The sequence below is a fragment of the Lysinibacillus sp. NPDC086135 genome (genome assembly GCF_044746345.1).
In the GTDB taxonomy this organism is placed as follows: domain Bacteria; phylum Bacillota; class Bacilli; order Bacillales_A; family Planococcaceae; genus Lysinibacillus.
Genome location: NZ_JBIVCA010000007.1, coordinates 54,960 through 70,889, shown reverse-complemented (window position 1 = coordinate 70,889; position 15,930 = coordinate 54,960). Strand labels below are relative to the sequence as shown.

Sequence of the window (15,930 nt, the reverse complement as noted above, 5' to 3'; positions counted from 1 at the left end):
GTTCAGTATTATTTCGTACCGAATAAGCGGTCGCCTGCATCACCTAAACCAGGGACAATGTAGCCATGGTCATTTAGTTTTTCATCAAGTGCAGCAATATAAATATCTACATCTGGATGATGTTCTTGAATTTCTTTTACTCCCTCTGGCGCAGCGATTAAGCACATAAATTTAATGCTCTTCGCACCACGTTTTTTCAGTGAGTTAATCGCTTCCACTGCTGATCCACCTGTTGCAAGCATTGGGTCTACAATGATGAAATCACGTTCTTCTACATCTGCAGGAAGTTTTGCATAGTATTCTACAGGTTTTAAAGTTTCTGGATCACGATAAAGACCGATATGACCAACTTTAGCCGCTGGAATTAAATTTAATACACCATCTACCATGCCAATACCTGCACGTAAAATCGGTACAATCGCAATTTTCTTACCAGAAAGTACTTTTGTTTTAGCAACTGTAACAGGTGTCTCAATTTCAATTTCCTCTACTGGCATATCACGTGTAATTTCGAATGCCATTAATGTTGCAACTTCGTCTACAAGCTCACGAAATTCTTTTGTTCCTGTATTCTTATCACGAATATAAGTTAACTTATGTTGGATTAGTGGATGATCAAATACGTATACTTTGCTCAAAGGGATTCTCTCCTAACAGTTCGGATTCATTTTTATCTCACCTAGTATAACAGAAAAAATGAGTCGTCTCAAAAATAAATTCGGGACAACTCCTTTTCAAGAATGTTCGCTACATATAATAGCGATTATTTATCGAGTATTGCATCTAACTGCTCTATTGTCATCGGCTTGTAATAGAAATAACCTTGTCCTACTGTACAGCCGAGTGCACGTAAAATCTCAACCTGCTCTTTATTTTCAATGCCTTCTGCGACGGAAGTCATTCCTAAGTTTAATGCTAACTGAATAATGGATCGGACAATAGCAAGTGTCGCAGCATCATTAATATCATTAATAAAGCTTCGATCTATTTTTAATTCAGTAAACGGCAGTCTTTGTAAATAACTTAGTGATGAAAAACCTGTTCCAAAATCGTCCACCGAAGTTTTAAAGCCGTACTCCTTTAATTCCTGGATAATAGAAAAAGCAGTCTGAAAATCAACTAATCCAATATTTTCTGTTACTTCTAAAATGATGTATCTCGGTTCAATATCGTATTTCTGAACGAGCTCCAGTGTATCCTGTACAAAATTTTCATAGTAAAAATGATTAGGCGAAATATTTACTGCTACCTTCACTAATTTTTTCCCTAATCTTTTGCGCTCTGCTAGCCACGAAAGGGCTATCTCTAATATTTGAATATCGATTTCGCGTACCTTTCCTGCACTTTCAGCCACTGGAATAAAAATTGCGGGAGACACGAAACCGAGTTTTGGAGAAATCCAGCGGGCAAGCGCTTCAATACTTTGAATTTCACCTGTCTGTAAATCAACCTTTGGCTGTAAATTCACCGAGATTTCTTTATTTTTTATTGCTTGTGCCAAATGGTTTAATACAGTCATTTGCTGCTCAAGCACATCATTTCTTTCTTGTGTGAATATTTCCATATGAGTACCTGGTTTATTGGTAGCGAAGGATACAGCATTATCTGCAAAGCGAATCGCATCAGCAATTTTTATGTCATGGTTATAAAAAGCAATTCCAGTCTTTAGTGTAATATAAATTTGCTTTCCACCCACAATAAAGGGCTGACGAATAATCTCTTTTATCCGCCTTTTATAATAGAAAAAATCTTCATCCGATGTCGCATTTGTAATGATTAAACTAGAGCTTGTAAATCTAGCAATATATTCGTTTTGATCATACTTCTCTTCATTTAGGCGTTTAGCAATTTGTCTTAAAAGTTCATCTCCCGCTTCACGACCATATAACTCGACAATTTGATGGAATTCGCTCGGCTTTAAGATTTTGATATTACCCTTTTGGCTGTATTCTTTTTCTACCTTGTTTAAAAAACCATGTCGATTAGGCAGCCCTGTTGTGATATCAATATAGACTAAGTCCCATATCTTTTTTTGTGTTTTTGCATATGAGTTTGCCAATGCAACAAGTGCACCGATTTTTCGGAGCATGCTTTCAAAAGTCTTTTGATCAGTACTAGAATGTTGCCTTAAAAATATCGCGAACAATCCAATTGCTTGATGTTGTTGATTGTATATTGGCATAAACAAACCAAATGGCATTTCAGATGAATTAGCAAACATTTTATGTTCTATTGGAATATCAATTTCATCCAACCTCTTAACTAGAATAGATGTCTCCTCTTGCATAACTCTCTTGAAAAATTCTTTGTTATCACAACGCTCCGGCAAATCTTTTATTTTGTCGTTCCCTTTAAAAATTCGTAATTGATCTGCCTCTGTTTTAACAAGTACCATACTTGATATTTTCTGCATAAAAAATTGATCTAGACTACTGCAAATAACGCTCATCTTTTTATCGAAGGAATAGTCCTTTTCAATCGCTTCGTACATCGTTTTCTCAAGGCGCATTAATAATTCTTCGGTCTGATAGTAAGTAACTTCCTTAACAACTACTAGCACAAATAATGTTTCATTTTTATTATTTTGAAATGGGAGTGCTTGTATCTCTGCCCGAAAAGGAGATTTATCGAAGCAACTATGATGCAACTTTTCTTGTACTATGGCTCCGCTATGTATTTTATTTTTAATCATTTCAATAGTTGTCTGTTCTTCGTTTGACATCAATGAAAAATAATCGATATTTATTATTTGCGAATGAGTAGTATTTGTAAGTGTACAAAAAGAATCATTACATTCTAATATGCAATTGTTATTTGTTGCATCAAAAATAACGTAACTTTCTTTAGAATTATCACCTAACCTACGAATTGTATTTAATAGCATTTCATGTTCTATGATCATTGTATTAGTAACCATTCAGCCCCTCCTCCCTTTATCTCCATCAATATACCTCGACATATTCGCTGAAAGAAGTTAAATCTCTCTTACATTGTATATAAATATTCAATAAATTGTCACTTTTTTGAACATGGTTCTGGACATTATTTGTCTCTCTCTATTATATAATATATCCTTTCCTACTAAGTTTATGTAAATAAATTCAAAAATTAGAGTATTTTATTTCCAAATCAGCAAAAACAGCTCACCACCGAAACGGATCGTCAATTCCATTCCACTTTAGATAACATATTTCTGTACGAAAGCGAAGCGACAGCCACAATAAGAAGTGGGTCACGAGGAATCCTTAAAGGATATCACCCCCACTCTATGGCTCATCCGTGACGCAATCCTCAATAAATCGCCCAACCTTCACTAAAGACAATTGCAAAAAAAGCTGTGGTTAAAGTGCATTTACCACTTTAACCACAGCTTTATCTAATCAATTATGCACCGGCATAACTACGTCCGGAGGCTTTAATTCTTTCAGCATGCTGAAAGAGTTTAAATTAAACGTATAATGGATGTTTATCAGTTAATGCTTTTACGCGAGCTTTTGCTTCAGCTTTTACTGCTTCATCTTCCGGATTTTTAAGAACCGTAGCAATAATAGCACCTACTTCTTTCATGTCTTCTTCATTGAAGCCACGAGATGTTACTGCCGGTGTACCAATACGGATACCAGAAGTTACGAATGGAGATTCTGTATCGTAAGGAATTGTATTTTTATTTGTTGTAATGCCTACTTCATCAAGTACGTGCTCTGCTACTTTTCCTGTTAGACCAAGAGATTTCACATTAAGAAGTAACAAGTGGTTATCTGTACCACCAGATACAATTTCAACACCTTCTGCAATTAATACTTCTGCTAAAGTTTTTGCATTCGCTTTAATTTGTTGTGCATACTCTTTGAATTCTGGTTGTAATGCTTCACCGAATGCTACAGCTTTTGCTGCGATTACGTGCATTAATGGTCCACCTTGGATACCTGGGAATACAGATTTATTTAGCTTTTGTTCCCATTCTTTCGAAGCAAGGATTAAACCACCACGTGGGCCACGTAATGTTTTATGTGTTGTAGATGTTACAAAATCAGCGTATGGCACTGGTGATTGGTGCTCACCAGCAGCTACAAGACCAGCGATATGTGCCATATCCACCATGAAATATGCTCCTACTTCATCAGCGATTTCACGGAATTTAGCAAAATCGATTTCTCGTGGGTACGCAGATGCACCTGCAACAATTAGTTTTGGTTTATGTTCTAACGCTTTTTGGCGTACATCTTCATAATCGATTACTTGAGTATCTTTTGTTACGCCATATTCAACGAAGTTATATAGAATACCTGAGAAGTTTACAGGAGATCCATGTGTTAAGTGACCGCCATGAGAAAGATTCATCCCAAGTACAGTATCACCCGGTTCTAAAATCGTGTGGTATACAGCCATGTTTGCTTGTGCACCAGAGTGTGGTTGTACGTTTGCATACTCTGCTCCAAAGATTTCTTTCACACGATCACGTGCGATATCTTCCACAACATCTACGTGTTCACAGCCGCCATAGTAGCGTTTACCTGGATAACCTTCAGCATATTTATTTGTTAGAACAGAACCTTGTGCTTCCATTACTGCTTCAGATACAAAGTTTTCTGATGCGATTAACTCAATATTTGCTTGTTGACGTTTTTTTTCCGCAAGAATTCCGTCTAATACTGCTTTGTCTTGTACTGCTAATTTTTCGTATGCCATGTTTGAAAAAGCCTCCTAAGTATAATCGTTCTTTGTATACCACTGATTTCAGAGGTAATTTTATTTATATACTGCACGCTCTCCGCCAATCAGCTTTGGACGTGTTGTTGCAATTGTCACAACCGCTTCTCCTACCATTCGCACAGAAGTACGAACTGGAACAGCTACTGCCTTTAAATGCATACCTATGAGCGTTTGACCAATGTCAATACCTGCATTTGCTTGCACAGCTTCCACAACAACTGGATTTGTAAATTGCGTAAACGCATAAGCAGACATCGAGCCACCTGCTGTACGAACTGGTACAACTGTTACTCGTTCATAACCAAATTGGTCTGCCGTTGTTGCTTCCATTGTAATAGCACGATTAATATGCTCACATCCTTGGAACGCTAGATGTAGTTGATGTTTCTTTGCAAATGCCTGCAACGGCTCAAAAATCGCCTCTCCAATTTCAAGCGCGCCTGCTGTGCCAATTTTCTGACCAATCACTTCAGATGTCGAGCAGCCTACAACAAAAATAGTATTTGGTCGTAGGGTTACCTGCTCTTCAAATTCACTGAGTAACTGAGTCAAATGTGTTCGTATTTGTTGAACAACCACTATGCTCAGCCCCTTTATTTCTAGATTTATTTATGTCACATAGCTAAAAATACTCAAATTTCTTTGATGACACTTTTTAGCTTAGGACATATGTTAAACAAACTTAATTGCTTTTCTTACTGCTCAAGCTCTGCGATTTTTTCAATGCGGCGCGTATGACGGCCACCTTCAAAATCTGTTTCAAGCCATACTTTAGCGATTTCACGTGCAAGGCCTGGCCCAATAACACGCTCACCCATTGCTAAAATGTTGGAATCATTGTGGCAACGCGTTGCTTTTGCGCTAAATAAATCATGCACTAAAGCACAACGAATCCCCTTAATTTTATTTGCAGCAATGGACATACCAATGCCTGTACCACAAATTAAAATACCTTTATCAAATTCCCCGCTAGCAACACCTTCAGTAACTGGTTTTGCATAATCAGGATAGTCTACTGAATCCGCAGATTGTGGACCAAAATCTTCGTAGCTAATATGTAGCTCATCTAACAGCTGCATAATCTCACGACGTAAGTTATTGCCTCCGTGATCAGAAGAAATTGCTATTCTCACTGGGTTCCCTCATTTCGAAATTATAGTCAACACTAGTGTACCACTTCTATCTCAAGAATAACATGATTTTTCTTGCATTTTTATGCTGATTTCCCCTAAAAGACGAACGTTTCTTGTAATCACACATTAAAACATTCACTTTTAAAGTTATTTTCCTGTGGATAATGTGAATATCATGTTGATAAATTCGGATAACGGTCTTTTGTCGTAATATTCTATCTTCTAAAGTTTTTTTACCTTTGCAATTGCAGTGGACATGCTATATCAATATTTTTTCTCTGTATTGCCAGTAGTTAACACTATAGAGGGATTCTATGCAAAATGCGAGTGTGGCGTAATAGATGAGAAGCTTTTTTAGTTTGATGTACTATCCGTCGCTTCGCCTGTTCTTTCCGTCGTTGCTGCTCTTCTTTCCGTCACTTTACGGGCTATCCTTCACTTTGCCTCTTCTATCTGCCACTATCATCTATGCGGGCATCAAATACTAACCTTCATACAACATATAAAAAAACTGTAGTAAACTCGAACTTCACTCGAGTTTATCTACAGTCTAAATTCTTCACATTTATGCTTGTCTATCAAATTGTTGAATCATTTTATGCAGCTCTTCAGATTGTTTCTTTAAACCTTCTGCTAGTTTTTCTACTTGCTCAATTGCGTATGCTTGTTCTTCTGCTGCACTGCGAACTTCTTGTGCACCCGCTGATGTTTCTTGAGCAATGGCTGCAACTTCTTGAGATTGACGAGCAGTTGTTTCAATATTATGCATTTGCTGCTCAATAAGTGTAGAAATTTCTACAATCGCTGTCGCCATTTCATGTACACTTGAAGACATCCCTTCTACTGCTGTCGTTGTTTCTGATACACGTGCAGCTTCTTTTGTCGCAAATGTCACCTGTTGATTCATTTGTTTTACAACAATTTCAACGTTTTGTTGCATGGATTGAATAAGGGAAGTAATGCCCTGTACCGCTTTCGCACTTTCATCCGCTAAACTACGAACTTCTTCAGCTACAACGGCAAAACCTTTCCCATGTTCTCCAGCACGCGCTGCTTCAATCGAAGCGTTTAAAGCTAGTAAATTTGTTTGTGCTGCAATATCGCCAACTAAGCTAATGATGCGCTCTACCTGTCCGGCATTTTCCTCTAATAGACGAATGCTTTCTAATGCCTCCGTATTGCCAGCCGCGATTTGCTGAATACTATTCACTAATGTTTCGATCGCCTTTGTTGTTGTCGTTAAATTATGTAAAATCTCTTTAGATTGCGTTGCCGATGCCTCTGCTCTACTATTAACTTCTGTCGCGAGAGCTCGTACATCTTCAATAGCTTCAGCTGTATCTTGGACTGCCGTTGCAGATGTCTCTGCACCAGAAGAAATATGCTTTACTGTAGAAGCAATATTCTCTGCTTTTTTTGTTGCAACAGCTGCTTCATCTGAAAGTTGGATAATGGATTGATTGGTTTGCTGGAAGTTATTATCTATACTTTCCACCATTCCTCTTAAATTCAACACCATTTGTTGGAATGCCTCTGCAACAGAGCGAATCTCATCACTTGTTTTCGGCATTTCTACATCTTGACCAATTTTCCCTTCTGCTACACGGGAAGCTGAATTTTCCAGTTTTTGTAAAGGTTTAATTAAGATCACACTGAAAATTCCAGCCAAAATGCATGACCATGCAATCCCCGACAGATAAGTAAAAATTTCAAACAGTTTACGATCAATTCCTGGGAAGAAGGTAGGTTGTAAATATTCGATAAATATAAAACTAATACTGTACGTGATCAGTGCAAGAATACCGACAAATAATACTAGTTTAAGTCGTAAGCCAAACTGTTTTTTCATAGAGACCCTCAATTCTCTTCAATTTTTTTTACTAATCGTTCTACCAATTCCGTTAATTCTACAAATGTTTCTTTATATATTTCTTTACTACCACCGTAAGGATCGACAACATTTCCTTCGTTACCTTCGCTTGTATACTCTTTTAAAGTAAAAACTTTTTGTTCTGCATTTGGATAATTAGCAATAATTGTAGCTTTGTGAGCTGTTGTCATTGTTAAAATTAAATCAGCCCACTCCATTTCAGTTATTGATAATTGCGTTGCTAAATGCTGATGCGTCATATTTGCTTCATATAATACTTGTTGTGCATGCGCAGACATTTCCGCATTTGGCATGGCATAAATGCCCGCTGAACGGACCTCAACATTGTCAGTTTGTTTATGTTTTAAAATAACTTCTGCCATGGGACTGCGACAAGTATTTCCTGTGCAAACAAATAGTATTTTCATACTTATCACCCTCCATTGTTTTCTCTATTGCCGGATGGCTAGTACACTCATAATGATAAAAAAAATCCCTGTAATGATTTGGAATTTATCGCCAAGTAAGACCTGACTTCTTCGTGCAATGACTAATGACCCATAAGAGCAAATAAGCGCACTTACACCTGCACTTATAATAAATACTGATTTCTCTAAGTGTAGCATACCAAAAGAAATACTTACTGAAAAGGTATCTAGGCTTGCAGTCACAGCTAAAAGTATTGGTGAAATAGTAACCTTTTCATCTTTTCGCGTAAATAATAGTAAATGTAAGCCCATGCAAAATAATAAAATACTTGAAATCCATTGTCCCCACTCTAAGAAGAAATGCACTAAAAAGTGTCCTAATTCGAAACCTAATAACGGGAACAGCATATGCAAAGCAGCTGTCCAAACTGATAAAAAAAATCGATATCTAACATTTGGTATTAATACATATAAACCAATCACATCTACAGACGTTAATATACCTGCAAGAATCCCCTGCAAGAAAGCACTCCTTCGCTCTCTAATATTTTATCATTTTATGCTCGAAAATACAGTATTATCATAATACATTTTCCTTACGACTAAGTGTTAAAAGTCACTCCAACAATGAACAATACCTTCATTTATAGTAAAAACTTGCTACGTTTTCAACAGCTATAGATCAAGTATAAAAGTCTAAGCAGATTTTTATCCCGCATTAACGGGCAGTAATTGATCTGTACTAAAAAGCGAAGCATCAGTACATACAGAGAGATTTACTGCCCGTAAAAGCCCGATTGGTGAAGACTAATAATCAGTGGGATGATGTTAAAGTTTCACATTATCTTGAATACAAAAATAGCATGCCAGAAGTTACTTCTAGCATACTATTTTTATAGGTATTTTATTAACGAGTATACCATTTTCCTCCGGCTGCTTTCTCAAGACGATTCATAATTGCAGCCCCTACCCCTTCAGTCGATGTAGTAGTCGCCAGGATAATTGTAGCTGTTGTTTTATCGCAAGCTCTTAGCGCATGATACAATGTCGCACCCATTTCTTCTTTACTACCGGCCTCTCCTACTGAGAAATAAAAATCAGCCTTGCTGTCAGCAAAGCTAGCTGGTGCAAGTAGCGCTACCTTATGCCCTTGTTTTTGTAATTGATATACAGCCCCATGGACTTTCTCTAAATCACAGTCAATTAATAGCACAGGGGCGTTAGGTGCATAGTGTGTATATTTCATACCAGGGGCTTTTGGAGTAGCCTCTAATTTTTGCTCTATTTTTGAAGGTTGCAGTACTTGACCAATCTTAGCCTCTAACATTTCCTTTGTAATTCCTCCTGGACGCAAAATTACTGGAGGTTCGTGTGTAACATCTAACACTGTGGATTCGAGTCCAATCCCAGTAGAGCCTCCATCTAAAATATAAGGTATGTACCCTCCCAAATCATCCTGAACATGTATTGCTTCTGTAGGACTTGGCTTTCCACTACGATTAGCACTCGGCGCAGCAAGTGGCTTTTTTAATTGTTGAAGTAAGGCAAGTGCAACCGGATGATCCGGCATACGAATGCCTACAGTCGATAGACCAGCTGTCACACTGTCCGCCAGCACATTTGGCTTAACGGGCATTACAAGTGTCAGTGGACCCGGCCAAAATAAATCCATGCATTTTTTGGCTACTTCAGAAATATGCTCAATATAAAGTTCAACTTCCTCTTTCGTGCCAATGTGGACAATTAGCGGATTGTCAGAAGGACGACCTTTTGCTTCAAATATCTTTTTTACTGCCGTGTCATTTGTTGCAACAGCTCCTAGGCCATAAACCGTTTCTGTTGGAAATGCCACGACCTCACCTGCATTTAAGATATCCACAGCTTGTGTATAATTTGTCTGACTATTCACATTACTGTCCACAATCTTGCAAACGGTTTCCATCATTAAAACCTTCCTTCAATTATTCGTTTTTACTGAATTATCCACATAATGTTTATAACTTATTAAAAATTGTGCATAAGTTGTCTGAATTTGTGAACAATTCATTCAAAAAAAACCTTTAATCCATTCCCATATAAAAAATGTAACGTGTTCCTTCTCTTCTTTTACTTCTTCTTTCGCTTCTTCTTTCGCAGGCTCACAAATTGATGGGAATACGCTACACCACCAGTTATCACCACGTGCATCACCGATTTTCACAACAATCGAATGATACAAATTTTGTGGATAAAGTACAGCGTCCTTTCTCTTTGGTGGAAATAAGTTATCCCCAAGTACAACTTGTGTATCCATCTGTGGATAATTTTCTTTTATTTCTGCTTCAATTTCTTGTTTTAATAAAAGTATTTGCTCGTTATCCACAGTTTTAGCTCCAGCACTAGCTACTACTTGCGTAAAATAGGGCTTTAAATTTTTGACAAGCTCCTCTTTTTCAAGCTGATCCTGATTCGTATTGCTATTGGCAATAACGCGTATACGAAAATCATGTTCTTGCTCATGATAGATAGACGCTTTTGCGAAACCTACTAATGTTGGAATATATAAAACACATAATTGTAAAGCAATCGCAATAAATACTAATCTTGCAAAAGCTAGAATGATATTTCGTTTAGGTAATCTAATAATCTTGTATTCGTTTAGCATAAAAATCCCTCCTTGCTCAACATTGTTGGCAAGAAGTAGATACTTTATACATAAATTTCACAAAAAATCATTCGAGGCTTACCATTTATATCTTTTTCTATCGAAATTGTCGCCTGCGGAAAACTATTTTTAAAGAATTGAGCCACCTGCTCCCCTTGTGTATAACCGATTTCAAGACCAATGAGCGCAGGTTTATTCATAAGGGGCGGAAGCTGCTCAGCCAACCTTCTATATAAAATAAGTCCGTCTTCTTCTGCAAAAAGAGCACTATGCGGTTCATGCTCTAGCACGGTACTCGACATCTCTTTCGCCTCATCAAAAGCAATATACGGTGGATTCGATAACACGATATCAAATTTCTCACCTGCCAGAGGCTTCGCTAAATCCCCTAGTCGAAAATCAATATCCGCCGCTAATCTTTGAGCATTTCTTTGTGCTGTAGTTAAAGCCGCTTCGGATAAATCAGTGGCAACGACTGTTAGCTCTGGACATTCTAGCTTCATAGAAATAGCAATTGCACCACTACCAGTTCCGATGTCTGCAAGCTTCACTGCTTGATCATTAAACATTTTGTTCATATGATTAATTGTTCCAAGCACTAATTCCTCGGTCTCAGGTCTAGGAATAAGTACTGACTCATCGACAATAAATGAACGGCCATAAAATTCTTCACTACCGAGGCAATACTGTACAGGTCTTCCACTCGCATGCTCTTTGATGAGTTCTTTAAATTTTTCTTTTTGTTCAGCCGTTAATTCATCTTGAAGGTGTAACATTACTTCTGAATAGCTAGTGCCAAGTATATGCTGCATGACAATACGTGCTGCCGTTTCCTCACGATCATTATCCACTAAAAAAGAAGAAGCCCATTGAAGGGCCTCCATTACACTATTATAGGTCATCATTTAATCGCTCTAACTTTGATGCTTGCTCCTCTAAAATGAGCGCATCAATAATTTCGCCTAGTCTACCTTCGACGATTTGATCTAGTTTTTGAATCGTTAAACCAATACGGTGGTCTGTTACACGGTTTTGTGGATAATTGTATGTGCGAATACGCTCAGAGCGATCGCCTGAACCTACAGCTGATTTACGTGTGGCATCGATTTCCTTTTGTGCTTCTTGCAAATACATATCAGCAACACGAGCACGCAGAATTTTCATTGCCTTTTCACGGTTTTTAATTTGTGATCGTTCATCCTGCATCGAAACAACAACACCTGTCGGTAAGTGAGTCATACGAACAGCTGACATCGTAGTATTTACCGATTGACCACCGGCACCAGAAGATGCAAATGTATCAACTCGGATATCTTTTTCATGGATTTCAACATCCACTTCTTCGACCTCAGGTAAGCAAGCTACTGTCGCTGTCGATGTATGAATACGCCCTTGAGATTCTGTCGCAGGTACACGTTGTACACGGTGCGCACCATTTTCAAATTTAAATTTTGAATATGCACCTTGACCGTTAATCATAAAAATAACTTCTTTATAGCCGCCCATTGCGTTTGGCGTCGCTTCCATTATGTCAATTTTCCAGCCTTGTGTCTCTGCGTAACGAGAGTACATACGGAACAAATCTCCAGCGAAAATATTCGCCTCGTCTCCACCAGCTGCTCCGCGAATCTCCATAATAACGTTTTTATTATCATTAGGATCTTTTGGAATTAATAAGATGCGTAAACGTTCTTCTAACTCTTCTTGCTGTTCTTTTAGTAGGTTGAATTCTTCTTTCACCATCTCGTGCATATCAGGATCTTTTTCACTATCTAGCATTTCACGTGTTTCAACTAATTGCTCTTTTACACTTTTATATTCACGATAAGCATCAACAGTTTCCTGGATATCTGATTGTTCTTTGGAATATTCACGTAATTTTTTACTATCATTCACAATATCGGGATCACTTAAAAGTTCTGTTAGCCTTTCATAACGATCCTCCACTGCTTGTAATCGATCGAACATGGATTTCACCTCTATTAAGTTTTTATGAAGTTTGCTCTTTTGTATTTGCAGAGAAACTTTAAATTTGAATTACGCTAAGCGCGTAAGAATATTTTTGAACATTTTTCATTTCCACTACTTAGTATAAGGAAATTTCCGCATGTATGCTACTTTTTATTAGTTCTATCAACTGAATCAGTTTGCATTATAGCGGCGGATGCACGTGACATTTTCGACAAACCGGATAGTAGGAATCATTTCCTCCAATTTGAATTTGATCACCTGTATAAACAGGCTTTCCACTTTCATCAACACGCAAATTCATTGTCGCTTTTTTATGACAGAACCAGCAAATCGTTTTCATTTCCTCAATTTTATCTGCATATGTAAGCATGTACTGACTGCCTTCAAATAGCTCATTTTGGAAATCATTTTTTAGACCGAAGCCCATGACTGGAATATCTAACTCATCCACGATATTTGCCAACTGTAAAACATGTTCTTTTTTTAGGAATTGTACTTCATCAACAAGTACACAATATGGTTTTACAGTATTATTTTTCACTAGTTCAAAAATATTTGTATCATCATTAACAGGAATGGCTTGTTGACGTAAGCCTACTCGACTTGAGATAAAACCTACTTCATCTCGCGTATCTAAGCCTGATGTAAACATCATTACAGGTTTTTGTTGTTCTTCATAGTTATGTGCAACTTTTAAAATTTCTATGGATTTACCACTATTCATTGCACCATGTTTAAAATATAGCTGTGCCATTTTGTCTTCTCCCTTTCTTCATGTCGATCTAGATACTGAAAAGACTCGCATTAGGCATTTAACTTCTTTCAGCTACAGCAGTCTCCCACCTCTATAGCTGGTGAGATGAATGCGGATTTAAGCTACTTTTCAGCTGTATCCAAACACCCACTGAAAGAAGTTAAGCCTCCGGCGGATGTCACGGAATCGGAAAGGAGTTCTTAGAGGATGTTCGCCTAAAATCATCGCATCCATGCGATAACGGCTAACTGACCTGCATCGTGCCGCAGACGCTACGCTTTCGCGCAAAAAACATTTGCAGGCCTAAGCACAAAGCCGATTCCGGACGCAATTATACCGAGGCATAATTGATTATACTGAAAAAAATACCTGCCAAGCACATGCTTGGCAGGTATTAAACTAACATTAGTTTTTAAGACCGTATTTTTTGTTGAAACGATCCACGCGACCATCAGCAGACGCGAATTTTTGACGGCCAGTATAGAATGGGTGACAGTCGTTGCAGAACTCGACAACGATGTTTTCTTTTACTGAACCAGTTTTGAAAGTATTACCACAAGAGCAAGTTACTGTTGCTTCTTTGTAATCTGGATGAATTCCTTGTTTCATATTCGTTTTCTCCTCTCGCCCTGAACCATCTGGAACAGAGTATTATCGAACTGTACCTTACATAGCCCGAATATGTCGGCTACATATGTACACGTTGCATACTTTGCAATATTACCATATGAAATATACATTTGACAATAGTATTGTGTGTATTAACAATTAGTTATTTATAACAAATATCTAAACACTTCTCCTATTAAAGAGTCCATCATAAATGAAAAAATAATCGAAAATAAAACCGTAAAATCTATCAATATTTTTAGATTTATTACTTAACAACTTAATCATGACAAACATAGGGATAATACCAATAGCAAATGCGGTCCAATATATATCATCATATTTACGGAAATGATCTCACATTTTGTGAAACTTAGACTTTCAGAAAATAGTTTTACCGTTATAAGTTTAGCAAGATATGTTGTCCATTTTAAGACGAAAAGATATATATTTTTTTATGTTCATAATTAGTGGAATCTTCTTTATGGCTCGATTGCAACTTTACCACTGTATGTGCAAAACAATACTTCCTCACGATTTTGCTCCACGTTATTGTGATAAATCCATTTTTAGATGAATACTTTGAAGATTTATCGGAATAACTTCCGTTTTTAGACTCCTCTATCACCCCTAGAAAAGCGCATCACCCACACGGTGTGGTAAAAAAATCACCATCAACTATTGCTAGTCGATGGTGACTCATGTTTAGAGTAGGCTTTAGATTTTTATTAAACTTCCCTTCAAAAAAATTAATAGTTAACCACGCACTTCACGATAGTCATTATCCACTAATCCTATTTTTTTATTTCGTTCTTTGAATCGAATATTATGGGAAGACACGTACGCCACTTTTGGTGCATCCGGCTCTAAATAAAGCTTTGCGCTATTCAATGCTAGAATACCATCCGTAAATGCACCTGCTATTAATCTTACCTTTGAAGGATGATCTACAAAATCTCCTGCACCATAAACACCTTCTATATTTGTTTCACGCTTTTCATTGACAATAGCTACTCCTTCTTGAATATTTAAGCCCCATTCTTCAAGTGCGCCATAATCACATTTTAAGCCGTGATTAACGATGACTACATCCACTTCTAATTGTTCTATTTCGTCCGTTTCTTTATTTGCGATTGACACTGACTGTATTAAATCACCATCACCATGCAATTGCACCACTTCATAAGGCGTTTTTATAGATATAGAGGATTCGCGCATTTTTATAACATTTTTTTCATGACCACCAAATTCATCACGTCGGTGAACAATTGTTACACTAGCAGCAATTGGCTCTAGCTCATTTGCCCAATCTACAGCGGAATTACCACCACCAGAAATTAAAACATGCTTATTACGGAAAATTTCTAACTCCTGTACTGTGTAATATAAATTTGTCACCTCATAGCGATCTACTCCTTCCAGCTCGAGCTTTTGCATCGAAAGTACACCGTATCCAACTGCTAAAATGACCGTTTTCGAATAGTGTTTTTCACCTGTTGAGGACGTTAAAATAAATGTACCATCACTCTGCTTTTCTAACTTTTCAACTTTTTGATTTAATACTATCGTTGGATCAAATGTTTTTGCCTGTTCAACTAGTTGCTCAATTAGCTGTCTACCTAATATTGGTGTTACAGCCCCAACATCCCAAATCATCTTTTCTGGATAAATTAACATTCGACCACCAAGCTGAGAGCTATATTCTATAATTTTCGTCTTTAAATCGCGCATCCCACTATAAAAAGATGTATAAAGACCTGCGGGTCCCCCACCAACAATCGTTACATCATACATTTCTATCGTCATAT

15 protein-coding genes are annotated in these 15,930 nt (G+C 37.4%); all 15 read right to left on the bottom strand.

Going from position 1 to position 15,930, the window contains the following annotated elements:
- Window positions 1-8: 8 nt before the first annotated feature.
- The 15 genes from upp to ACIPKN_RS11085 all read right to left on the bottom strand — a co-directional run bounded on the left by upp (window position 9) and on the right by ACIPKN_RS11085 (window position 15,928).
- On the bottom strand, window positions 9-638 hold the full coding sequence (gene upp / locus ACIPKN_RS11155; RefSeq protein ID WP_132360354.1) for a uracil phosphoribosyltransferase: 630 nt from the start codon (window positions 636-638) through the stop codon (window positions 9-11).
- Window positions 639-763: 125 nt separating this feature from the next.
- Complete coding sequence (locus ACIPKN_RS11150) at window positions 764-2,917, bottom strand: EAL domain-containing protein (protein WP_400936006.1); 2,154 nt, start codon at window positions 2,915-2,917, stop codon at window positions 764-766.
- Between the two features lie 530 nt (window positions 2,918-3,447).
- A complete protein-coding gene (glyA, locus tag ACIPKN_RS11145; protein WP_400936004.1) occupies window positions 3,448-4,689 on the bottom strand; it encodes a serine hydroxymethyltransferase in 1,242 nt (413 codons plus the stop codon).
- Window positions 4,690-4,749: 60 nt separating this feature from the next.
- Window positions 4,750-5,292, bottom strand: coding sequence for a TIGR01440 family protein (locus ACIPKN_RS11140; RefSeq protein ID WP_400936002.1), 543 nt, complete (start codon window positions 5,290-5,292; stop codon window positions 4,750-4,752).
- A 116-nt stretch (window positions 5,293-5,408) separates the two neighbouring features.
- Window positions 5,409-5,846: a ribose 5-phosphate isomerase B gene (rpiB, locus tag ACIPKN_RS11135; protein WP_132360346.1), complete on the bottom strand. Its 438-nt coding sequence runs from the start codon at window positions 5,844-5,846 to the stop codon at window positions 5,409-5,411.
- Window positions 5,847-6,411: 565 nt separating this feature from the next.
- A complete protein-coding gene (locus ACIPKN_RS11130; RefSeq protein ID WP_400936000.1) occupies window positions 6,412-7,695 on the bottom strand; it encodes a methyl-accepting chemotaxis protein in 1,284 nt (427 codons plus the stop codon).
- Between the two features lie 8 nt (window positions 7,696-7,703).
- Window positions 7,704-8,144, bottom strand: coding sequence for a low molecular weight protein arginine phosphatase (locus ACIPKN_RS11125; RefSeq protein WP_400935998.1), 441 nt, complete (start codon window positions 8,142-8,144; stop codon window positions 7,704-7,706).
- Between the two features lie 24 nt (window positions 8,145-8,168).
- Window positions 8,169-8,666: a manganese efflux pump MntP gene (locus tag ACIPKN_RS11120; protein ID WP_323654267.1), complete on the bottom strand. Its 498-nt coding sequence runs from the start codon at window positions 8,664-8,666 to the stop codon at window positions 8,169-8,171.
- A 385-nt stretch (window positions 8,667-9,051) separates the two neighbouring features.
- Window positions 9,052-10,086, bottom strand: coding sequence for an L-threonylcarbamoyladenylate synthase (locus ACIPKN_RS11115; RefSeq protein WP_400936190.1), 1,035 nt, complete (start codon window positions 10,084-10,086; stop codon window positions 9,052-9,054).
- Window positions 10,087-10,191: 105 nt separating this feature from the next.
- A complete protein-coding gene (locus ACIPKN_RS11110; RefSeq protein WP_400935995.1) occupies window positions 10,192-10,788 on the bottom strand; it encodes a stage II sporulation protein R in 597 nt (198 codons plus the stop codon).
- Between the two features lie 44 nt (window positions 10,789-10,832).
- Window positions 10,833-11,693 carry a peptide chain release factor N(5)-glutamine methyltransferase gene (prmC, locus tag ACIPKN_RS11105; RefSeq protein WP_400935993.1) on the bottom strand — a complete coding sequence of 287 codons (861 nt, stop codon included), beginning with the start codon at window positions 11,691-11,693 and terminating at the stop codon, window positions 10,833-10,835.
- Window positions 11,680-12,756 carry a peptide chain release factor 1 gene (gene prfA, locus ACIPKN_RS11100; RefSeq protein WP_142509196.1) on the bottom strand — a complete coding sequence of 359 codons (1,077 nt, stop codon included), beginning with the start codon at window positions 12,754-12,756 and terminating at the stop codon, window positions 11,680-11,682. Before prfA ends, prmC begins: the two co-directional genes overlap by 14 nt.
- Window positions 12,757-12,940: 184 nt before the next feature.
- Window positions 12,941-13,513 carry a thymidine kinase gene (locus ACIPKN_RS11095; protein ID WP_400935990.1) on the bottom strand — a complete coding sequence of 191 codons (573 nt, stop codon included), beginning with the start codon at window positions 13,511-13,513 and terminating at the stop codon, window positions 12,941-12,943.
- A gap of 405 nt (window positions 13,514-13,918) precedes the next feature.
- Window positions 13,919-14,122, bottom strand: a complete 204-nt coding sequence (gene rpmE, locus ACIPKN_RS11090; protein ID WP_010857976.1) for a 50S ribosomal protein L31 — start codon at window positions 14,120-14,122, stop codon at window positions 13,919-13,921.
- A 756-nt stretch (window positions 14,123-14,878) separates the two neighbouring features.
- A complete protein-coding gene (locus tag ACIPKN_RS11085; RefSeq protein WP_400935987.1) occupies window positions 14,879-15,928 on the bottom strand; it encodes an NAD(P)/FAD-dependent oxidoreductase in 1,050 nt (349 codons plus the stop codon).
- Window positions 15,929-15,930 lie beyond the last annotated feature (2 nt).

Coding starts and splice junctions, on each gene's coding strand:
- ACIPKN_RS11150 (WP_400936006.1), bottom strand. CDS start 2,917: ATGGTTACTAATACAATGATCATAGAACATGAAATGCTATTAAATACA.
- glyA (WP_400936004.1), bottom strand. CDS start 4,689: ATGGCATACGAAAAATTAGCAGTACAAGACAAAGCAGTATTAGACGGA.
- ACIPKN_RS11130 (WP_400936000.1), bottom strand. CDS start 7,695: ATGAAAAAACAGTTTGGCTTACGACTTAAACTAGTATTATTTGTCGGT.
- ACIPKN_RS11125 (WP_400935998.1), bottom strand. CDS start 8,144: ATGAAAATACTATTTGTTTGCACAGGAAATACTTGTCGCAGTCCCATG.
- ACIPKN_RS11115 (WP_400936190.1), bottom strand. CDS start 10,086: ATGGAAACCGTTTGCAAGATTGTGGACAGTAATGTGAATAGTCAGACA.
- ACIPKN_RS11110 (WP_400935995.1), bottom strand. CDS start 10,788: ATGCTAAACGAATACAAGATTATTAGATTACCTAAACGAAATATCATT.
- prmC (WP_400935993.1), bottom strand. CDS start 11,693: ATGATGACCTATAATAGTGTAATGGAGGCCCTTCAATGGGCTTCTTCT.
- prfA (WP_142509196.1), bottom strand. CDS start 12,756: ATGTTCGATCGATTACAAGCAGTGGAGGATCGTTATGAAAGGCTAACA.
- ACIPKN_RS11095 (WP_400935990.1), bottom strand. CDS start 13,513: ATGGCACAGCTATATTTTAAACATGGTGCAATGAATAGTGGTAAATCC.
- rpmE (WP_010857976.1), bottom strand. CDS start 14,122: ATGAAACAAGGAATTCATCCAGATTACAAAGAAGCAACAGTAACTTGC.
- ACIPKN_RS11085 (WP_400935987.1), bottom strand. CDS start 15,928: ATGACGATAGAAATGTATGATGTAACGATTGTTGGTGGGGGACCCGCA.